At 65.6% G+C, this 19,464-nt stretch carries 17 protein-coding genes; 13 read left to right on the forward strand and 4 right to left on the reverse strand.

Annotation, left to right across the window (positions count from 1 at the left end):
* Positions 1 to 58 precede the first annotated feature (58 nt).
* The 10 genes from AB7M16_RS08215 to AB7M16_RS08260 all read left to right on the forward strand — a co-directional run bounded on the left by AB7M16_RS08215 (position 59) and on the right by AB7M16_RS08260 (position 10,923).
* Entirely contained in the window at positions 59 to 1,447 is a 1,389-nt protein-coding gene (locus AB7M16_RS08215) for a surface carbohydrate biosynthesis protein (protein ID WP_453943610.1), read from the forward strand.
* A gap of 4 nt (positions 1,448 to 1,451) precedes the next feature.
* Positions 1,452 to 2,855 (forward strand): capsular polysaccharide export protein, LipB/KpsS family, encoded by a 1,404-nt coding sequence (locus tag AB7M16_RS08220; protein ID WP_453943611.1) that lies wholly within the window; start codon positions 1,452 to 1,454, stop codon positions 2,853 to 2,855.
* A gap of 11 nt (positions 2,856 to 2,866) precedes the next feature.
* A complete protein-coding gene (locus tag AB7M16_RS08225; protein ID WP_453943612.1) occupies positions 2,867 to 3,616 on the forward strand; it encodes a glycosyltransferase family 2 protein in 750 nt (249 codons plus the stop codon).
* A gap of 155 nt (positions 3,617 to 3,771) precedes the next feature.
* Positions 3,772 to 4,734 (forward strand): UDP-glucuronic acid decarboxylase family protein, encoded by a 963-nt coding sequence (locus tag AB7M16_RS08230; protein ID WP_271505321.1) that lies wholly within the window; start codon positions 3,772 to 3,774, stop codon positions 4,732 to 4,734.
* A 41-nt stretch (positions 4,735 to 4,775) separates the two neighbouring features.
* Positions 4,776 to 6,080, forward strand: a complete 1,305-nt coding sequence (locus tag AB7M16_RS08235; RefSeq protein WP_453943613.1) for a hypothetical protein — start codon at positions 4,776 to 4,778, stop codon at positions 6,078 to 6,080.
* Between the two features lie 4 nt (positions 6,081 to 6,084).
* A complete protein-coding gene (locus AB7M16_RS08240) occupies positions 6,085 to 7,263 on the forward strand; it encodes a CgeB family protein (protein WP_453943614.1) in 1,179 nt (392 codons plus the stop codon).
* A 126-nt stretch (positions 7,264 to 7,389) separates the two neighbouring features.
* Positions 7,390 to 7,836: a cupin domain-containing protein gene (locus AB7M16_RS08245; RefSeq protein ID WP_271505324.1), complete on the forward strand. Its 447-nt coding sequence runs from the start codon at positions 7,390 to 7,392 to the stop codon at positions 7,834 to 7,836.
* A complete protein-coding gene (locus tag AB7M16_RS08250) occupies positions 7,833 to 8,954 on the forward strand; it encodes a DegT/DnrJ/EryC1/StrS family aminotransferase (protein WP_453943615.1) in 1,122 nt (373 codons plus the stop codon). The genes AB7M16_RS08245 and AB7M16_RS08250 overlap by 4 nt, the downstream gene beginning before the upstream one ends.
* Positions 8,951 to 9,718, forward strand: coding sequence for a class I SAM-dependent DNA methyltransferase (locus AB7M16_RS08255; RefSeq protein WP_453943616.1), 768 nt, complete (start codon positions 8,951 to 8,953; stop codon positions 9,716 to 9,718). Before AB7M16_RS08250 ends, AB7M16_RS08255 begins: the two co-directional genes overlap by 4 nt.
* Positions 9,715 to 10,923: a glycosyltransferase family 4 protein gene (locus tag AB7M16_RS08260; RefSeq protein ID WP_453943617.1), complete on the forward strand. Its 1,209-nt coding sequence runs from the start codon at positions 9,715 to 9,717 to the stop codon at positions 10,921 to 10,923. Before AB7M16_RS08255 ends, AB7M16_RS08260 begins: the two co-directional genes overlap by 4 nt.
* Positions 10,924 to 10,933: 10 nt before the next feature.
* Here the strand turns inward: AB7M16_RS08260 and AB7M16_RS08265 are convergent, their stop codons facing one another.
* Both AB7M16_RS08265 and AB7M16_RS08270 read right to left on the reverse strand, forming a co-directional pair.
* Positions 10,934 to 12,511: a lipopolysaccharide biosynthesis protein gene (locus AB7M16_RS08265; RefSeq protein WP_453943618.1), complete on the reverse strand. Its 1,578-nt coding sequence runs from the start codon at positions 12,509 to 12,511 to the stop codon at positions 10,934 to 10,936.
* Between the two features lie 43 nt (positions 12,512 to 12,554).
* Positions 12,555 to 13,148: a hypothetical protein gene (locus AB7M16_RS08270; protein ID WP_453943619.1), complete on the reverse strand. Its 594-nt coding sequence runs from the start codon at positions 13,146 to 13,148 to the stop codon at positions 12,555 to 12,557.
* A gap of 464 nt (positions 13,149 to 13,612) precedes the next feature.
* On the opposite strand from AB7M16_RS08270, the gene AB7M16_RS08275 reads away from it, so the two are divergent.
* The 3 genes from AB7M16_RS08275 to AB7M16_RS08285 are packed head-to-tail and all read left to right on the forward strand — an operon-like array spanning position 13,613 to position 17,836.
* Entirely contained in the window at positions 13,613 to 17,173 is a 3,561-nt protein-coding gene (locus tag AB7M16_RS08275; RefSeq protein WP_453943620.1) for an autotransporter outer membrane beta-barrel domain-containing protein, read from the forward strand.
* Between the two features lie 59 nt (positions 17,174 to 17,232).
* Complete coding sequence (locus tag AB7M16_RS08280; RefSeq protein WP_212260131.1) at positions 17,233 to 17,523, forward strand: type II toxin-antitoxin system RelE/ParE family toxin; 291 nt, start codon at positions 17,233 to 17,235, stop codon at positions 17,521 to 17,523.
* A gap of 19 nt (positions 17,524 to 17,542) precedes the next feature.
* Positions 17,543 to 17,836 (forward strand): addiction module antidote protein, encoded by a 294-nt coding sequence (locus AB7M16_RS08285; protein WP_433996085.1) that lies wholly within the window; start codon positions 17,543 to 17,545, stop codon positions 17,834 to 17,836.
* Positions 17,837 to 17,845: 9 nt separating this feature from the next.
* On the opposite strand, the gene gspM is transcribed toward AB7M16_RS08285, so the two are convergent.
* On the reverse strand, positions 17,846 to 18,430 hold the full coding sequence (gspM, locus tag AB7M16_RS08290) for a type II secretion system protein GspM (protein ID WP_453943621.1): 585 nt from the start codon (positions 18,428 to 18,430) through the stop codon (positions 17,846 to 17,848).
* Positions 18,427 to 19,464 (reverse strand): PilN domain-containing protein, encoded by a 1,038-nt coding sequence (locus tag AB7M16_RS08295; RefSeq protein WP_453943622.1) that lies wholly within the window; start codon positions 19,462 to 19,464, stop codon positions 18,427 to 18,429. Before AB7M16_RS08295 ends, gspM begins: the two co-directional genes overlap by 4 nt.

Consider the following 19,464-nt stretch of genomic DNA (forward strand, 5'->3'; position numbering starts at 1 on the left):
ACACCACCATGTTCAGGAGATCGATGAACGTCTTGATCGACTCGAGGAGACGCGAAGAGTGCGCATAGGCCTGGTGGTCGATCACCCCAAGCGTGACCTGCCGGGGGCAGTCATGCTCGCTTATCAGCTCGCGCGGCGCGGCGTCTCCGTCATGCTGGTGCCGATGTACGAGCAGGCCGTCGACGTTCCGCGGCTCGGGCTGGACGCACTGGTCGTCAACTACGCACGTGCCGTCAATCTCGACCTGATGCGCAGCTTTGCCAGAGCCGGCCTCGCACTCTACGTGCTCGATACCGAGGGCGGCGTGCTCGCCGAAAAGGGCGGCAATTCGCCACCGGCGATGGCGGCTCACATCAAGGGCAGCGGCTACGCGGACATCCTGACGGGCTATTTCTTCTGGGGCAGCCGGCTGCACGACGCCTTCCTCGCGGCTGGGACCATGAAGGCGGAGCAGCTTCACCTCACCGGATGTCCGCGCTTCGATTTTGCCGCGCCACGCTGGCGCGCGCTGCTCGACGGCGAGCCGCGCGGCTATCTGCTCGTCAACGCCAACTTTCCGCTGGTCAATTCACGCTTCACCGGCAAGCCGGGCGGCGAGCGCGAAGCAATGGTGCGGGCCGGCTGGGACGGCGCCTATGTCGATCGCTTCATCGCGGACCTGAAGCAGGTCTTCGCCAACTATCTCGCCGAGATCGACCGGCTCGCCGCAGCGCGTCCCGACCGCAACATTCTCGTGCGTCCGCATCCGTTCGAGAGCGAAGACGTCTATCGCAACGCGCTCTCGCGCCACGGCAACGTCCTGATCGACAGCACCGGCAGCGTGCTCGACCGCATCCGCAATGCAGCCGCCGTCATTCATCTCAATTGCGGAACGGCCGTAGAATCGATCCTGCTCGGCAAGCTCCCGCTCCAGCTCGAGTACCTGAACACGCCGACGACCGCCGGCCATGCCGCGCTGCCCGCTCGCGTGAGCCGGCAGGTCGCCTCCTTCGACGAGCTGCTCGGCGCCATCGACCACATCGAGCGCGAGACCGAGGCCTTCGATTTCGCCCGCGTTCACGCCGCCGACATCGAGGCCTTCTTTCATCTGAACGACGGGCAAGCCGCCGAACGCGTCGCCGACGTCCTGACCCGCGCAACGGTCTCGCGCCGGCCCTACCTATCGCTGCTTGCGACCGTGAAGGGCACGCGCGACAAGCCGAGTATCGGCCAGATCGTCAAGGGCGCCGCCAGCGCGGCGCTCGGCTCGGCCGTCACCGAGCGGCTGCGCAGCCAGTTCAATCCGGCCCGCCGCGACAAGCGGATCGCACCGTCCATCGTCCAGCCCCTGCTTCAGCGCATCGCCGCGCATGATCAGGCGAACCCGTCGCAGTTTACGGCAAGACGCGCGCATTGCGCGATGACGGGCTTGCCGCTCGCGAGCATTGCGATCGAACACGCCCACTAGAGCCATGACAGCATCTGCAAAGACCATTCTCATCACCACGCTTGCCGAATACCAGACCCGGTTCTGGATCCCGGTTGCGCAGCGATTGCGCGCGGCAGGCCATGACGTGGAGCTGCTTGCCTTCGACGACCGCAGCGCCGAGATGTCGACCGCCGAAGGTGTGCCGGTCACGAACATGTATCGCGAAGGCCTCAAGGCCGGCCCTTCGCCCGACGATCGCGCCGCGTTCGATACGCGCGTCGCATCGTACGGACTGGACGGAACCAACTTCCTGTTCAGCCACGAGCGTTTCACCTTCGGCATCCGCGATACCGCTGCCTTGCGCCGGCGCTTCATGATCTACGCCAACGCGATGGAAACCTTGCTCGACCGGCTGGAGCGGCAAGGCAAGCGCGCCGAGCTGGTGCAGGAGCTCGGCGGCTTCCTCTCGGTGATTGCGAGCTTCTACGCCGCGAGGCGCCGCAACATCCGCAACTGGTTCCTCGAGCCCTCGTTCTTTCGCGGCCGCATGTACTTCACGCCGGACAGCTTTGCCGCTCCCGATATGATGGCGGAGCCCGCGGAATCCGTTTCCCTCGAGGTACGCGCATATCTCGACGACACGCTGACGCAGCGCGCGATCGTCATTCCCAAGAAGGATCAGCATCACTATTCGGCGGCCTTCAAGAAGGTCGTCAATATGCGCAACGCCAATCGCCTCGTCGAGAAGCTCTGGGACCAGTTCGCGCTCGGCAAGCACCAGGAGTTCGGGCACAATTTGCGTCATGCCCAGGTGCATGCCGCGATGGCGCTCAACGCGACGCGGCTGCGCAGGCTGTACCAGCCGCTCCCCGAGACGCCCTTCGTCTACTATCCGTTCCACGTTCCGGCAGACATGGCGCTGACGCTGCGCTCGCCGGACTATCTCGACCAGGTCGCGACCGTCGACTTCCTGCTGCGGACGATCCCGGATTCGCATGTGCTGGTGGTGAAGGAGCATCCCGCTCAGATCGGCGCCATCTCGGCCGCCCGCCTGTTCGAGCTCGCGCGCCGGTTCGACAATTTCGTGCTGCTGCCGCCGCAGACCAACAATTACACCGTGCTCGATCGCGCCGCTGCCGTCGTCTCCGTCAACAGCAAGTCGGGCGCCGAAGCGCTGCTGCTCGGCAAGCCGGTGGTGGTGATGGGCGATGCATTCTACCGCTCCTGTCCGCTGGTCTATGCGGTCGACCGTCTGGCCGATGTGCCCGCACGGTTGCGCGCGGCGCTCGCCGCCGGGCCGTTCGATCCGGCCAAGGGCGCGCCCTATTTCCAGTCGGCCTGGCGGCGGTCTTATCCGGGCGAGCTCTATGTCGGCGACACCAAGCTGCTCGACACGTTTACGGCCTCCTTGCGTGCCGCAATCGCCGAGCCGGCCCGCGTGAACTGAACGGACCCGTCATGCCGCTCGTTTCGATCATCACCCCATCCTGGAACGTCGAAGGCCTGATCGGGGAGACGATCCGCTCGGTACAGAGCCAGACGTTCACCGATTGGGAGCTCTTGATCGCCGACGACTGCTCGACGGACAAGACCCCGCAGATCATCGCCGACATCGGCGAGCGCGATCCGCGCGTCAAGCTGATCCGGCAGGCGAAGAACGGCGGGCCGGCGCTGGCGCGTCAGGCCGCGATCGACCAGGCGAAGGGCCGCTATCTCGCCTTCCTGGACAGCGACGATCTGTGGCTGCCCGAGAAGCTGGAGCGGCAGCTTGCCTTTGCGAAGGCAAAGCAGGCGGCGCTCAGCTACACCGCCTTCCGACGGATCAACGAGACCAACACGGTGACCGGACGGCTGATCGAGGTGCCAGCCTCGCTCACCTATGGGCAGCTCCTGAAGAACACCGCGATCGCGACGCTGACCGCGATGGTCGACCGCGAGATCGCAGGTCCCGTCGCGATGAAGAACGAGGGCTACGACGATTTCTGCCTGTGGCTCTCGATCCTGAAGCGCGGCCATACCGCATACGGCCTCAACGAGGATCTGGCGCGCTACCGCGTCCGGGGCTCCTCGGTCTCGAGTCGCCCGATGCGCTCTGCCAAATGGGTCTGGCAGATCTACCGCAATGTCGAGCAGCTCTCGCCGATCAGATCAGCCTGGTGCTTTGCCCATTGGGGGGCTCGGGCCTGGCTGAAGCGAAGGGAGTTCTAGCGGTATGGCGGGACCCGGCTGAAAAAGTGCCAAAACAACCCCATGCACAGTAGAGGTATTTAAATACCTCAGCGCAAGCCCACTTGGCTATTGGCGAGTCCGGCCGTTGCCGATACCACTCAGCTGCCCTCGCCGCCGACAATCTGGAACCGATCATGCCGTTTGAAAGCTACAAGAACAGCCGCATCCTCGTGACCGGGGGCGCCGGGTTCATCGGATCGCACCTCTGCGAGCGGCTGCTCGATGCCGGCGCCGAGGTGGTGTCCGCGGATAATTATTTCACCGGCAGCCGCCGCAACATCGCCCATCTGATCGCAAATCCGCTGTTCGAGGCGGTCAGGCATGACGTCACCTTCCCGCTCTACATCGAGGTCGACGCGATCTTCAACCTGGCCTGTCCGGCCTCCCCGATCCACTACCAGCGCGATCCCGTGCAGACCACCAAGACCTCGGTGCACGGCGCGATCAACATGCTCGGCCTCGCCAAGCGGCTCAAGGCGCGCATCTTCCAGGCTTCGACCAGCGAGGTCTATGGCGATCCGCTGATCCATCCGCAGACCGAGGATTACTGGGGCAACGTCAATCCGATCGGCATCCGTTCCTGTTACGACGAGGGCAAGCGCTGCGCCGAGACGCTGTTCTTCGACTATTGGCGCCAGCACGGCCTGCCGATCAAGGTCGCGCGCATCTTCAACACCTACGGCCCGCGCATGCAGCCGAATGACGGTCGCGTGGTCTCGTCCTTCATCGTCCAGGCGCTAAAGGGCGAGCCGATCAGCGTGTTCGGCGACGGCGGCCAGACCCGCTCGTTCTGCTATGTCGACGATCTCGTCGAGGCCATCATGCGGTTGATGGTGACTGCGGAAGACGTCACCGGCCCGATCAATCTCGGCAACAATTCCGAGTTCACGATCCGCGAGCTCGCCGAGAGGGTCATCAAGCTCACCGGCTCGCGCTCCAAGCTCGAATTCAAGCCGCTGCCGCAGGACGACCCGCGTCAGCGCCAGCCCGACCTCACCAAGGCGAAGGCAGTGCTGAACTGGGAGCCGAAGGTTGCGCTCGAAGACGGGCTGAAGGAGACGATCGCCTACTTCAAGCACTCGCTCGAAATCGCCTGATCCCGCTCGCACCCTTCAGCGTCCCGTAGCGAGCTTCGGCAATGAGCGCACCGCCAGGTATCATCAGCGATTTCCGCGCCTACCTGGACTCGAAGGGCGGGCTGAGGACCTTGGTGCTGCTGCACAGCGCCGTCACCTGCCTGTCGCTGATCGAGGTCGCGACCTTCCAGCTCTCCATCGACTTCAACCCGAGGCGCTTGTGGATCGCGGTCATCGTCGCGATCGGCTTCTCCGCCGTCTCGCTGCTGTTCGTCTCTGCCCGCTTCTGCTTCGGCTATTTCGTCGGCTTCTACTTCTACACGATGATCCTGGGCTTCCTGTGGATCGACGTTTTCTCCGAGTACAGCTATCCGCATCTGCTCGCGGGTGTTTCGGCAGCGCTGTCGCTGCTGCTCTTCCTGATGCCTGTGCTGTTCATCAGGGCGCCGCTGCGATCGTTGGTGATCCTGTCCAACGCCCGCTTCGAGCAGCTGCTCACCCTCATTCTGGCGATCTCTGCGGCCGTCATTGCGATGGCTGCGAGCTACAATTTCAGGCTGGTCTCGGTCGCGAACATCTATGACTACCGTGACAGCCTCGATTTTCCGGGACCGCTGCGATATCTCATCGGTTGGGTTTCCGGCGCGCTGCTGCCGTTCGCCTTCGCCTGCTACTGGCTGCTCGGCCATCCCTGGCGCGCCATCCTGGTGCTGATCCTGCTGCTGTTGTTCTATCCGATCACGCTCACGAAGTTCGCGTTCTTCACGCCGGCCTGGTTGATCGCGGTGGCCGTGCTGTCGCGGCTTCTGCGGGCGAGAGCAGCGGCCATTCTCTCGATTTTCGGCCCGATGCTGATCGGGCTGCTGGTGATCTGGCTGACAGAGGCAAGTCTGAGGAGCATTCCCGGCAGATATTTCGATATCGTCAACATCCGGACGATCGCGACGGCATCGGGCGCGCTCGACCTTTACAATCACTTCTTCGCCAGCCATCCGCTGACCTGGTTCTGCCAGATCTCCGTTCTCAAGCCGCTGACGCATTGCCCTTACGACGAGCCGCTCGCGGTGGTGATGCACAACACCTACGATTTCGGCAACTTGAATGCGTCGCTGTTTGCGACGGAGGGTATCGCGTCCGTCGGCCCCTGGCTTGCACCGCTGACCGCGCTTGCGGCAGGCTTCGTACTGGCGCTCGGCAACCGCGCCTCCGCAGGGCTCCCGCCCCGCTTCGTCCTGATGTCATCAGGCATCCTGCCGCACATCCTGCTCAACGTGCCGCTCTCGGTCGCCATGCTCACCCATGGCACCGCCATCCTGTTCCTGCTCTGGTACGTGATGCCCCGTAGCCTGTTCGAACCCAAGCCGTGACGCCGTGCGCATCCTGATCCTCAACGCCGATTATCCGCGCTTCCTCTCCTGGCTCTACCAGCGGCGGCCCGGCCTCGAGACCGAGACCTACGCGGCGCAAATGGCGGTACGGAACGCCAGCCTGTTCGGCGTCGCCGACTTCTACTCGCGCAATTTCGCCGGGCTCGGGCACGTCGCCGCCGACATCCACGTCAATAATCCCTGGATGCGGGCAGCCTGGGCACGCGAGCACGGCCTTGCCGTCAGCGAGCCGCCGCCGCCCGGCACGCCGGCGGCGCGCGATGCCGTGCCCGGCTGGCTGCAACGCGCAGTCGCGCCGTTCAAGCCGATACTGCGGCCGCTCGCGCGCAAGGTCGGGCTCAGCCCGCGCCTCGACGCCGAAGCGGAACAGATCCTGCTGGCGCAGGTCGAGGAGTTCAAGCCCGATCTCGTGCTCAACCAGGATCTGTTTCACGTCGACACGCGCCTCGCGCGCCGGATCAAGTCAATCGGCCGCCCCATGCTGATCGGCCAGGTCGGCATCTCGCCCTCGCGCGGCGAGGACTGGTCGGTCTACGACCTCATGATCTCGCAAATGGCTGCGGTGGTGGACTTTTTCCGGGCCCACGGAGCGCGCAGCGAAGTGGTCCATCTCGCCTTCGAGCCTGATATCCTCGACGTCCTGCCTCCGCAGCCCGCGCAAGAATTCGACGTCACCTTCGTCGGCGCTGTATCGGCGGATCATCAACTGCGCGTGGCGCAGCTCGAGGCGGTGGCGCGGCGCTACGATCTCAAACTGTTCGGCAGCGGCCTGCATTCCCTTCCCGCCTCCTCGCCGCTGCATCGCTGTTATCAGGGCGAGGTGTGGGGGGTGGAAATGTATCAGGCGCTCCGCGCCTCGCGCATCACCCTCAACTCGCACATCGACATGGCCGGCCGCGAGGCCGGCAATGCGCGTCTGTTCGAAGCAACCGGCGTCGGCGCATTTCTGCTCACCGACTTCAAGGACAATCTCCACACGCTGTTCGCCGGGGAGCGTGAGGTCGTCGCGTGGCGCAACGTCGAGGACTGCATCGCGATGATCGACCGGTATCTCGCTGATGACGCGGCGCGCCAGTCCATTGCGAAGGCGGGACAAGCGAGGACATCTGCCGCGCATACCTTCCGCCGGCGTGTCGAGGAGATACTCGCTCATCTCGGCTGAATTCCCGCCTGCGGGCGCAGCAATCGTGATCTTCCGCGCACCCTTGACGGTCCCGGCCAAAATGGCCAAAGTATTCAGCGGGACAGCTATCTCACTCAAATTGCAGCGATTTTTTCGAGGCCTACGATGCAACACGTCGAACATGTTCGATTCGGCGACCAGCTCTACGCGATCATCGTGCGGGCCTCGTTTCGCGAGCCCGGCATCCACTTCTTTTCGACGCCGGAACTGTCGCAGCAGCTCGCCTTCATGAGCCATCCGCAAGGCAAGACCATCGAGCCTCATCGCCACAACAAGGTGACGCGGGAGGTGCACTACACCCAGGAGGTCCTGCTGATCCAGAAGGGCAAGCTGCAGGTCGACTTCTACACGGTCGAGGAAGAATATCTCGAAAGCCGCGTGCTCGTTGCCGGCGACATCATCCTGTTGTGCAGCGGTGCCCACGGCTTCCACGTGCTCGAACCGCTCGAGATGTTCGAGGTGAAGCAAGGGCCCTATTCCGGCGAGAACGACAAGACCCGCTTTCCAGAGGCCGCCCCGTCCGAAATCCGGATCAAAGGTCCGGGCCTGTGACTGCCTCCTTCATTCCCGTCAACACACCGCTGCTCGACGCCAACGAGGCCGACTACCTCGCCGAATGCATCCGGACCGGGTGGATCTCGTCGGAGGGACCGTTCATCAAGCGCTTCGAGCAGGCGATGGCCGCGGCCGCCGGACGGCGGCACGGGATCGCGGTCACCAACGGCTCGGTCGCGCTCGACATCGCGGTCCATGCGCTCGGGCTCGAGACGGGGTCCGAAGTCATCATCCCGACCTTCACGATCATCAGCTGCGCCGCCGCGCTGGTCCGGGCAGGCCTCGTGCCGGTCGGGGTCGATTGCGATCCCGCGACCTGGAACATGACGGCGGCGGGCGTGGAAGCTGCGATCACGCCGCGCACGCGCGCGATCATGCTGGTCCACATCTACGGCCTGCCGGTCGACCTCGATCCGATCCTGGCGCTCGCCCGCAAGCACGATCTGAAGGTGATCGAGGACGCCGCCGAGATGCACGGCCAGACCTATCGCGGCGCGCCCTGCGGCAGCTTCGGCGACGTATCGACCTTCAGCTTCTACCCCAACAAGCACGTCACGACCGGTGAAGGCGGCATGATCCTCACCGACGACGACGCGCTCGCCGATCGGCTGCAATCCTATCGCAATCTCTGCTTCCAGCCGCAGCAGCGCTTCGTCCACGAGGAGCTCGGCTGGAACGCGCGGATGACCAACCTGCAGGCCGCGCTCGGCGTCGCGCAGGTCGAGCGCCTGCCGCGCACGGTCGAGATCAAGCGCCGGATCGGCCGGCTCTACGACGAACATCTCGCAGGGCTCAACCGCATTCGCCGCCCCGTCGCCCGCACCTCCTATGCCGACAACATCTATTGGGTCTACGGTGTCGTGCTGAACGAGGACGTGCCGTTCGACGGCAAGGAGGCGATGCGGCGGCTCGGCGAGAAGGGCATCGGGACGCGGCCATTCTTCTGGTGCATGCACGAGCAGCCGGTGCTGCGCCGGATGGGCCTGATGCTGAACGAAGGTCACCCGAATGCGGAATACATCGCCCGGCGCGGCTTTTACCTGCCGAGCGGGCTTGCCCTGACCGACGGCGAGATTGCGCGCTCGGCTGAGGCGCTCATGGAGATCCTGGCGTGACGGTATTCGCCGACTACGCGCCCTGGTATGATCTTCTCTATCAGGACAAGGATTACGCGGAGGAGACGGCATTCGTCGAAGCGCGGCTGCGCGCTCACGGCGTTTCCTCAGGCAGGCTGCTCGATCTCGGCTGCGGCACCGGCCTGCATGCGCTCGCCTTCGCCCGCGCGGGGTGGGACGTCGCCGGCGTCGATCTCAGCCACGAGATGATCGCGCGCGCCAAAGCACGCGCCGATCAGGCCGGACTGTCGATTCCGTTCCGGCAGGGCGATGCCCGCAAGACCGGTCCCGAGCGCGACGTCGACGCGGTGGTGTCGCTGTTCCACGTCGCGAGCTATCAGACCAGCCCCGACGCGCTGACGGCCATGTTCCGCACGGCCCATGCGGCGCTGAAGCCGGGCGGCGTATTCTTCTTCGACTATTGGTACGGCGGCGCCGTGCTCGCGCAAGGCGTCGAGACGCGCGTCAAGGTGATCGAGCAGAAGCCGCTGCGGCTCACCCGCATTGCGCAATCCGATCATGACGAGCAGGCCGCCACCGTCACCGTGAACTACACGCTGTTCTGCGAAGACATGGACCGCGCCACGATCCGGCGCGTCGACGAAGCGCACCACATGCGCTACTGGTTTCCGTTCGAGATCGACGCCGCGCTCGCCGCGAGCGGCTTCCAGCCCGCAGCGCACGCCGCCTGGCTGACACAGGAGGCGCCGAACTCGAAGAGCTGGGCGGCCTATGCCGTCGCCAGAAAGAGCGTCACGCCGTGAGACCACTGCGCCTCGCCGTGATGCTGGAACAAGCGCTCGAGGTCGGCGGCGGCTTCCAGCAGCCGCTCAACGACCTGCTCTGGCTGCGCGACTGGGCGGCCGGTTCGGGCAACGAGATCGTGGTGTACTCGCCCTACCCGAAGACGCTGGACATCCTGAAGGAATTCGGCGTCGCGGCCCGCCTCCTCAAGTTCGGCCCGCTCGACCACGTCTTCCTGTTCCTGAAATATTGCCGGCCGTTCGATCTCGTCCAGATCGCGCTGAAGCTGAAATCGGCGTTCGAGCGCACGCTGATCCGCGACGGCATCGACGTCGTGCATTTCACCTCGACCTCGAAGCGGCACCTGTTGCTATACGAGCTGCCCTTCATCATCACGATCTTCGACGGCTGCCATCGCGATGCGCCGGAGTTTCCGGAGGTCAGGACGTTCGGAGAATTCGAGCGCCGCGAGATCCTGTTCGGCCTTGCCAGCACCAAGGCGGCAGTCGTGATCGTCAATGCGCCGGAGCTGGTCGACGACCTCAGCCGCCGCTATGCCATGGAGCGGGAGCGCGCGGTGTGCATCCCGTTCTCGCCCTCCACCTATGTCAACCAGTCCACGCTTGATGCCGCCGACGATGCGGCGGTGCTGGCAAGATACCGGCTCGAGCCCGGCTATCTGTTCTATCCGGCCCAGTTCTGGCCGCACAAGAACCACATGACGCTGCTGGCCGCGCTCGCGAGCTTGCGCGAGCGCGGGATCACGGAACGGCTGGTGCTGTGCGGATCGGATCGCGGCGGCCGCGACAAGATCGATGCAGCAATCCGCAGCTACGGCTTGTCGGACCAGATCTCCATCATCGGCTTCGTCGAGTCGAGCGAGCTCGGCGCGCTCTACCGCGGCGCCGCGGCGCTGGTGATGCCGAGCTATTTCGGCCCGACCAATCTTCCCCCCCTGGAAGCCTGGGCGGTCGGCACACCGGTGATCTATCCCGAGGCTTTCAAGGCCCAGGCCGGCGACGCCGCGCTCCTGTTCGACTATGACGATCCGCACTCGCTTGCCGATGCGATCCTCACCCTCCGCAACGACGGCACGCGCGAGCGGCTGCGCTCCGCCGGTCATCTCCGGCTGGCGCAATTTGCGGCGGAAACCGAAGCCGGCCATCGACAGTTCGCCCGTCACCTCGAACGGCTGAAGCACCGTCTGGCATTGACCGCGCGATGAGCTGCAACGGCTAAGCCGGAATCAGCGCCCGCAAGCGCTCGCGCAGCGCCTTGCTCAGCAATGGGCTTGCGAGCCCGCCGACCGCGACCAGCCAGATCGCGCATTCCACGAGGAAATGAAGAAGCCCACTTCCAGGCACGAGCAGGATGATCGCCTGCCCGATCAGCCAGCCCGACACCACGATGCCGGCGGCCATGACGATCAGGAAGGCGACGTGCCGTCCCGGATGATGCAGGGTCTGGCGCATCACCATGAGCGCGAGCAGCCCGAACTGGACGAGAATGTCGCTTGCGACCACCGCGAGCGCGGCACCCAGCGGCCCCAGCCGCGGAATCAGGACGAAGGACAGCGCCAGGAAGACCACGAGCTGCAGACCCTTGGCCCGGATCAGGAGGTCGCCGCGATTGCTGTGATTGGCGAAGGCCAGCGCCAGCAGTGACGGCGCGACGGCCGCCGAGCCGAGCAGCAGCGTCACCGTGAGCGGGGCGTCGTAGGGGATGCTGCCATGGGTCCATAACGCGAAGAAGTCGGGCCAGAACGGCAGCAGGCCCGCGACGATCACGCAGGCAAGTCCGGTCACGAACACCGAGCCGTGGGCGTAGAGCCGGCGCAGCCGGTCCATGTCGCCGATCGCATGGTCGTGGCCGAGCTCGGCGGCGAGCGGCAGCGCCGCCTGGAGGCACAGGCCGCGCACCAGGCTCGCGATCACGCGGGTCAGTCCCCATTGCGCCACCGCGACGCGGTTCGTGACCAGCGCGGAGACGAGTAGCACCGGGACGTTGACCAGCGCCAGCTCGGTGATGTTGGCGACCGCGAAAGGCACTGCACGGCCGAACTGCCCGAGGCTCCATCGCAGCGACGGCGGCACGAAGGGCGGCTTGCCGCGACGGCGCAGGAACGGAAACAGCCGCGGCGCATCGAACGCGGCGAGCAGAAACGCGAACAGGAGCTGCGTCGACACGAAGGCGATCGCAACCGCAAGCAGGCTGCCGAACAAGGCGAGCGCCGCAAGCTGCGCGATCTGTCCGAGCAGCAGCGCGGCATTTTGCAGCCAGACCGTCCGGCCATAGCGGCCGCGCACGCGATAGAGGCCGGAGACGAGATTGGCGGGCAGCGTCAGAAGCATGCCCAGGATCATCACCAGCATCGCGGCATCGAAGGTCGGCGTCGCCTGGAAGCCGAGCACGGTCGATGGCCGCGCCAGGGCCACGGCCGCGCACAACAGCACACCGAGCACCGCGATGATGACGAAATAGATCCGCAGCAGGGCTGAATAGAAGTTCGCCGTGCGGCCGTCGCAATCGGCGCAGGCTTTGAACGCGAGAAAGCGGTTGATCGCGCGAAGCTGCAATCCGGCATCCGCGACGACGACGAGACTGCCTGCCGCGTAGATCGCGAGCCAGGCCGCGAGCGTGTCGCCGGTCCAGACGTGCAGGAAGGCGGGGATGAGCAGAAGCTGCTGCGACAGCCCCAGCGCCATCTGGACCAGGTTCGCGGACCAGCCCTGCAAGAGGCGGCCGGCGCGACCGACACCGGGTCTGCTCGAACCGTCGGCCGGCTCCGGCACGTCAATCTGCTTGTCGGTCAAGCCGCGTCCTTCCCGTCAAGCAATCGGCCCGGCGCGCCGGTGCTCAGAGCCCATCCGACTCGCCGTTCTTCGGCGTCGAACGCGGCACGAACGGCGCGAACGACGGGTCGGCCGGGCCCGGCATCGTCAGCTTGCCCCCGGCATCCGCAGGCGGGCTCGCGGGAACGGCTGCGTCCAGCCGCTGCAGCGCAAGTACCTCGCTGCGTTCGCCCTGCTTGAACGTCACTTCGCGCGGCTGCACCGAAATCAGCGACCAGCCGCCAAGCGACTCGCCCTGCCGCAGCCGCACGACCTTCTGATCGGTACGGTTGACGAGAATCGCGATGGCATCGCCCTCGCCGACGACGGCCCCGACCAGCAACAAGGGCGGCGGTGCCTCGACCGGCTTGGGTGGCGGCGCATAGACCTCTTCGACCGGCGTTGCGGCAACCGCGCGCGGCGCCGGCCGCCGCATGGCCGAGAAGATCGGGCGTTCCTGAGTCGCGGTCAGCGCCGAGATCGGCACCGACCACAACGGGTTGCCGCGCGGAACGGGCTTGCCGGGCGCCTGTTGCGCAGGGCGCGCGATCGGCCTGATCGTTCCGACATCCACACTTTCGGCGGGACTGCCCACGGCGTCATCGGACAGGACGTCCATGCGTGAGGAGGTAGCCGCCGTGGTTCCTGCGGTGCCGAGTACCACGCACAAGACGGCCAATCCTGTCGGCCTGAGCCACCCGGACATTGATATTCCCCTGCGACCGCCGGCCGCGCCACGACGACGGCGAGGCGTCCGCGCCAAACTAGTTCCGATCCGGTGCGTCATCAACCCACGCCGTCTCGCCGAATTGGACCCGAACAGTCCTGGCATGTTGCAATGCGTAAACGTGTTGCCCGGCCGCAACGACGCCCAGAAATGCAGGGCGGGAGGCGTTGGAACCCGCTGCAAATGGATACCGGTTCATTGCCGGCCGCTGCAACGCCGTGAGATCATAGCGCAGGCGCTTCGCTACGCGCCACGGTTGCATGCTTGCAATGATTTCCTTGCGGATTTGAGACGATCAGATGGGAGGACCGACGGTGGCTTGTGGACGGATCGGACGCGGACTGCGATCCGTCATCATGCGCCACTCCCTGGCCACGCTCCTCGCCACCACGGCGCTCGGCGTCGTCGCCGCTCACGCGGTCGACGGCACATGGGTCGGCGGCAGCAGCGATTGGACCGATCCCACCAACTGGTCGTCCAACCCGAGCGTGCCGGACGGCACGGCGACCTTCACCAACACTGGAAGCACGGCGGTCGACAACAACAACGGCGTCGTCAGCATCGGCACGGTCGCGTTCACGAGCATCTCTCAAGCCTACTCGGTCACGATCGGTAACCCGTTCATCGTCAACGGCACGGGCATCATCAACAACGATACGGTCAATACCCAGAACTTCCAGGTCACCTCCGGCAATAACCTCGTCTTCCAGAACAGCAGCACCGCGAGCGGCGGCGCCGGTGCCGTGACCATCACGAACGATGCCGGCGGCAACGTCAACTTCATCCAGGACAGCACGGCGGGCACGGCAAGCCTCGTCAACAACAGCTTCGTCACCTTCGAGGATTCCAGCTCTGCGGGCGGCGCGCAGATCACCAACAACATCAACGGCCAGATCGACTTCTTCACCAGTGCCTCGGCCGGGACCGCCACGATCAACAACGCAGCGGGTGCGTCGTTGAACTTCTACAACACGACCACCGCAGCGACCTCGTCCATCGTCAACGACGGAACAGTCAATTTCGACGGCTCCGCCACCGCAGGCGGCGCGACCATCACCACCAACAACGGCGGCACCACGAACTTCGCGGGCACCAGCACCGGGGGCAGCGCGCGCTTCATCACCAATGCCGGCGGCACGGTCGACATCTCCGGCCTGACCAGCGGCGGCATGACGGCCGGATCGATCGAAGGTGCGGGCAATTACGTCCTCGGTGCTAACACACTCACCACGGGCAGCCTGAACACCTCGACCCAGGTCGACGGCGTGATTTCCGGCGCCGGCGGCGGGCTGACCAAGGTCGGCACCGGCACGCTGACGCTGACCGGCACCGACACCTATAGCGGTGCGACGACGATCTCGGCCGGAACAGTGGCGATCTCCGGCTTCGGCAGCATCTCCTCATCCAGCGTCGTCACCGTGGATGCGACGCTCGACATCTCGGCTTCTTCAGTCCCGTTCAACGCCATCACGACGCTTGCCGGCAGCTCGAGCGGCGTCGTCAACATGGGCGGCAACAGCCTGGTGATCACCAATGGGTCGACCGAGTTCGCGGGCGTGATCCAGGGCACCGGCGGGTTCGAGATATTCGGCGGCACGCAGACGCTGTCGGGCACAAATACCTACAGCAACGTCACGCAGATCGACGCGGGGGCGACGCTGGCACTGAAGGGCAGTGGCTCGATCGCGACTTCGCTCTACGTTGGATTTGCCGGCGCAGGCGCGACGTTCGACATTTCCCAGACCAACTCCGGCGCGTCGGTCACCCGGCTGTTCTCGTTCGGCGCCAACGGCGTGGTCGCGCTGGGATCGAAGACGCTGACCGTCACGCTCGGCAATTCCTTCGGCGGCGTGATTCAGGACGGCGGCATCGGTGGCGGCACCGGCGGCAACCTCGCGATCGCGAACGGAGCCGTGCAGCAGCTCTACGGCGTCAACACTTATACCGGCACCACGACCATCGCGAGCGGCGGCGAGCTCGATCTCGTCAATTCCGGCGGCAGCGATGGCAGTATCGCAACATCGAGCAGCGTCATTGCCAATGGCATCTTCGACATCGCGGGCCTCAGCGCCGGCACCTCGATCAGGTCGCTCTCCGGCTCCGGCGCAGTCAATCTCGGCGCCAACACGCTGACGATCACGAACGGCAGCGGCACCTTCGCGGGCGTCATCGACGATGCCGGCTTCGGCGGGGGGCTGACGCTGACGGGTGGCACGCAGAGGCTGACCGGCATCAACACCTATACCGGCGCCACCGCCGTGAACGGCGGCACGCTGGTGGTGGACGGCTCGATCCTGAACAGCCCGGTCACCGTCAATGCCGGCGGCACGCTCGCCGGCAGCGGCACGGTCGCCGGCGTCCTGGTCAATGGCGGTACGCTGGCGCCGGGCAGCGCCGCAAACCCGTTCGGCCCGTTGACGGTCAACGGATCGCTGACCTTCACTGCCGCGTCCACCTATCTGGTGCAGGTCTCGTCGACCAACGCCAGCCTCACCCAGGTCACGGGCGCGGCCGGCCTCGGCGGCGCGACGGTGCGGGCGAACTTCACCTCGGGCACGGTCAAGAAGCAGTACACGATCCTGACCGCGGCCGGCGGCCTCGGCGGCAGCACTTTCAATCCGAGCGTCGTCTCCAGCATGCCGACGCTCAACGCGACGCTGAGCTACGACCCCAACAACGTGTACCTGAACGTCAACGTGAACTTCGCACCTAGCGGCGGCCTCACCGTCAATCAGCAAAACGTCGCGAACACGCTGACCAACTTCTTCAACAGCACCGGCGGCATTCCCGCGGCCTTTGCCGCGCTGACGCCGGCGGGACTTACCATCGCCTCCGGCGAGCTCGGCACCGGCGTCATCCAGTCTGCGATCAACGCCGACGGCCAGTTCCTGAACTTGATGCTCGATCCGACCATCGCGGGCCGCAGCGGCGGCTTCGCCAAGGCGGGCAGCGTCGCGCACTTCGCAGCGAGCGACGATGCGGCCGCCTATGCCACGATGCGGCCGGCCACCGCGCGCGAACGCGAGGCCTATGCGATGGCGACCAAAGCGCCACTGCTCTCTTCGCAGCCGAGCAGCCGCTGGAGTGTCTGGTCCGCAGGCTATGGCGGCTCGGCCGAGGTCGGTGGCAACGCGCAGGTCGGCTCGCAGGACCTCACCGCGCGGGTCTGGGGCGGTGCGGCCGGAGCCGACTATCGCGTGTCCATGGACACGCTGGTCGGCTTCGCGCTCGGGGGCGGCGGGCTGAACTATTCGCTCGCCAATGCGATGGGCTCGGGCTCGGCCGACCTGTTCCAGGCCGGCGCCTATGGCCGGCACAATTTCGGCCCGGCCTACGTCTCGGCTGCGCTCGCCTATGGCTGGCACGACGTCACCACCAACCGCACCGTGGCGCTCGCCGGCGCCGACCAGCTCCAGGGCCGCTTCAAGGCGGACACGTTCTCGGCCCGCTTCGAAGGCGGCTATCGCTTCGCAACGCCGCTGATCGGCATCACGCCTTACGCGGCGGCGCAGGTGACGAATTTCAACCTGCCGAACTATTCGGAGACAAGCCTCAACGGCGGCGGCTTGTTCGCGCTGAACTACACCGCTCAATCGCTCACCGACACCCGGTCCGAGCTCGGCCTGCGCACCGACAAGTCCTACGCCATGCAGAACGGCGTTCTGACGCTGCGCGGCCGCGCCGCCTGGGCGCACGACTACAATCCGAACCGTGCCGTCACCGCGTTGTTCCAGACCCTGCCGGGCACCAGCTTCGTGGTCAACGGCGCCAAGGTCGACGCCGACTCCGCGCTCGTGAGCGGCAGCGCCGAGATGAAGTGGCTGAGCGGCTTCTCGATCGCCGGCACCTTCGACGGCGAATTCTCCGGCAACGTCAGCAGCTATTCCGGCAAAGGCGTATTCAAGTACTCTTGGTGAGCTGACACAACTATCCGTCTGCTCGCCAAGCGCCCTTGACTGTATCCTATGGGATACTTATGTTTGAAGTTCAAAAGACTGACGAATTCGATCGATGGCTCGTCACGCTTAGGGACCAGCGAGCTGTCGCAAAGATTGCTTCTCGCATCGAGCGGCTCGCCATGGGTAACGCTGGCGACGTGAGAGCCGTCGGCGCAGGGATTAGCGAACTGCGGATTGATCATGGGCCAGGTTATCGCGTGTACTACAAGCAAGTCGGCAACAGGATCGTGTTGATCCTTTGCGGCGGAGACAAGTCAAGCCAAGATCGGGACATCAGACATGCCAAAGCGATCGCAGCCCAGCTCTGAACAGAAAGCGAAGATAAGGGTGACCAAGTTCGATGCTGCGGACTATCTGAAGACGCCGACAGCGATTGCCGCTTATCTGACTGAAGCCTTCGAGACGAATGACCACGCTTACATTTGTAACGCACTCGACACCGCAGCGCGCGCGAAGGGGATGGGTGACATCTCGAAAGCGACCGGCCTCTCTCGTGAGAGTCTCTACAAGACATTCAAAGCGACCGCAAAACCTGAATTCGAGACCGTCCGCAAGGTGATGAACTCGCTCGGGGTCAAATTGGTAGCCGAGCCCATCAATGATCGGCAGAAGGTGGCTTGACCGGGCCGCCTATTTCCCCGCCGCCTGCCACTGGCCGGAGACGCCCAGGATCACCCTGACGCGGCCGGCGCTGGCCTCGTTCAGCGCCGTGGTCTGCGGCACCTGGACATCAAGCTGATCGACGAACAGGAACGGCATGCCGGCCTCGAGATCGTAGAGCAGCTTTTGCAGCGCGGACTGCTCCAGCTCGCAGCTCACGACGAGACCGACGAAGCCGTCCCTGGCTTGCGCGCCCGATACGTCGACCTGCGAGGACTGCACCGAGCCGCCGGCTTCGCCGACCGCCGCGGCAACCCGCTGCAACAGATTGGCGCCCGCGACCGTCACGGTCGGGCCCTCCAGGAACGGCGTGCCGGGACGCTCGGCCATCGAAGCCGCGGCGTTCTTGGCACCGCCCTTGCGGCCGCGAAACTGGTCGAGCAGGTCGGAGGTTTGCGTCAGGGCCTGGCGATGGGCGACGATCTCGGCGATCGACAGCCCGGTCGTCAGCAGCAGCCCGCCCGCAACCGCCGCATAGAGGGTGACCGCGATCAGCGGCGAGCCGGCCAGCGCCCGCGCAACCGCATTGCCGCTAGTAGCCTTCGCGCTGCTCATGGCACGTTCCTCGGCTCGATCTGCGCCTCGATATGGAAGCGCTCGCCGGGATCTGACGAGCTGCGCGTGGTCGGAGCGTAGAAGGTGGCGCGGGTGAAATGCTGGGACTGCTCGATCAAGGGGATCAGCGAGGGGGCATCGCGGGTGATACCGCCGATCTGGAGCTTGTTGCCCGCAAGATGCAGCTCGGTGACATAGGTATGATCCGGCAACACCCGGCTCAGCGATTCCAGCACGATCACGCTCGCCGGCGTCTCGTATTTGCGGCGCTCGAGCAGCGCGAGCGGCGAGCGCTCGCCGGTCTCGCTGCCGCGGAGCGCGGCGCGGCGCTGGGCGATCTGGCGCTCGAGCTCCCTCTCCTGCGCGCCGAGGCTGTCTGCCAGGTAGCTCGCTGCGACCGACCCGATCACCGCGGCGACGGCGGCAAGGGCCAGCGCCGCTTGCAGCACCCGGCTCAGCCGGACCGGGTCTGCCGCGCCGCGCGACCTCTGCTCGAACACCTTGATGCGCGAGCCTGCCGCCCCCTCCGTCGCAATCGCAATCGCCGAGGGATGGAAGGGCGTCACCGCCGCGACATAGCTCATCGCCAGCTTGCGCGGCGCCGCGACGATTTCCGTGGTGATGCCGTCGCTGCCATGTGTCACCGGAGCGCTGCAACCGAATACGGCCTCGCTCGCGCTCCACGGCGTCAGCCGGTCGATTTGCGCCCGCACGATGCCGTCGAGGAAATCGGCCGCGCGCGCCGGCAGCTCGAGAGGGCGAAACAGGAAGCGCGACGGCCGCAGCACGATCTCGACGCGGCTGCCGCGCACGATCTGCGCGAGGTCGGCACTCGCGAACTCGCCATTCTCGAACGCGATCTCCTTCGGAACGTTCTCGGACCGAGCCGCCTCCAGCGCGAATGCGCCGGTATCGGTCTCGACCAGCCTCACCACGCGCGGCGCCACCATCCGCTCCAGGGCGGCCACGATCGTGCCGGCCACGGTGCCGGTCCAGGCATCGAGAATGGCGCGAAGAGAAGCGAGCGAGCTCAT

It is taken from the genome of Bradyrhizobium sp. USDA 372, from assembly GCF_053629095.1.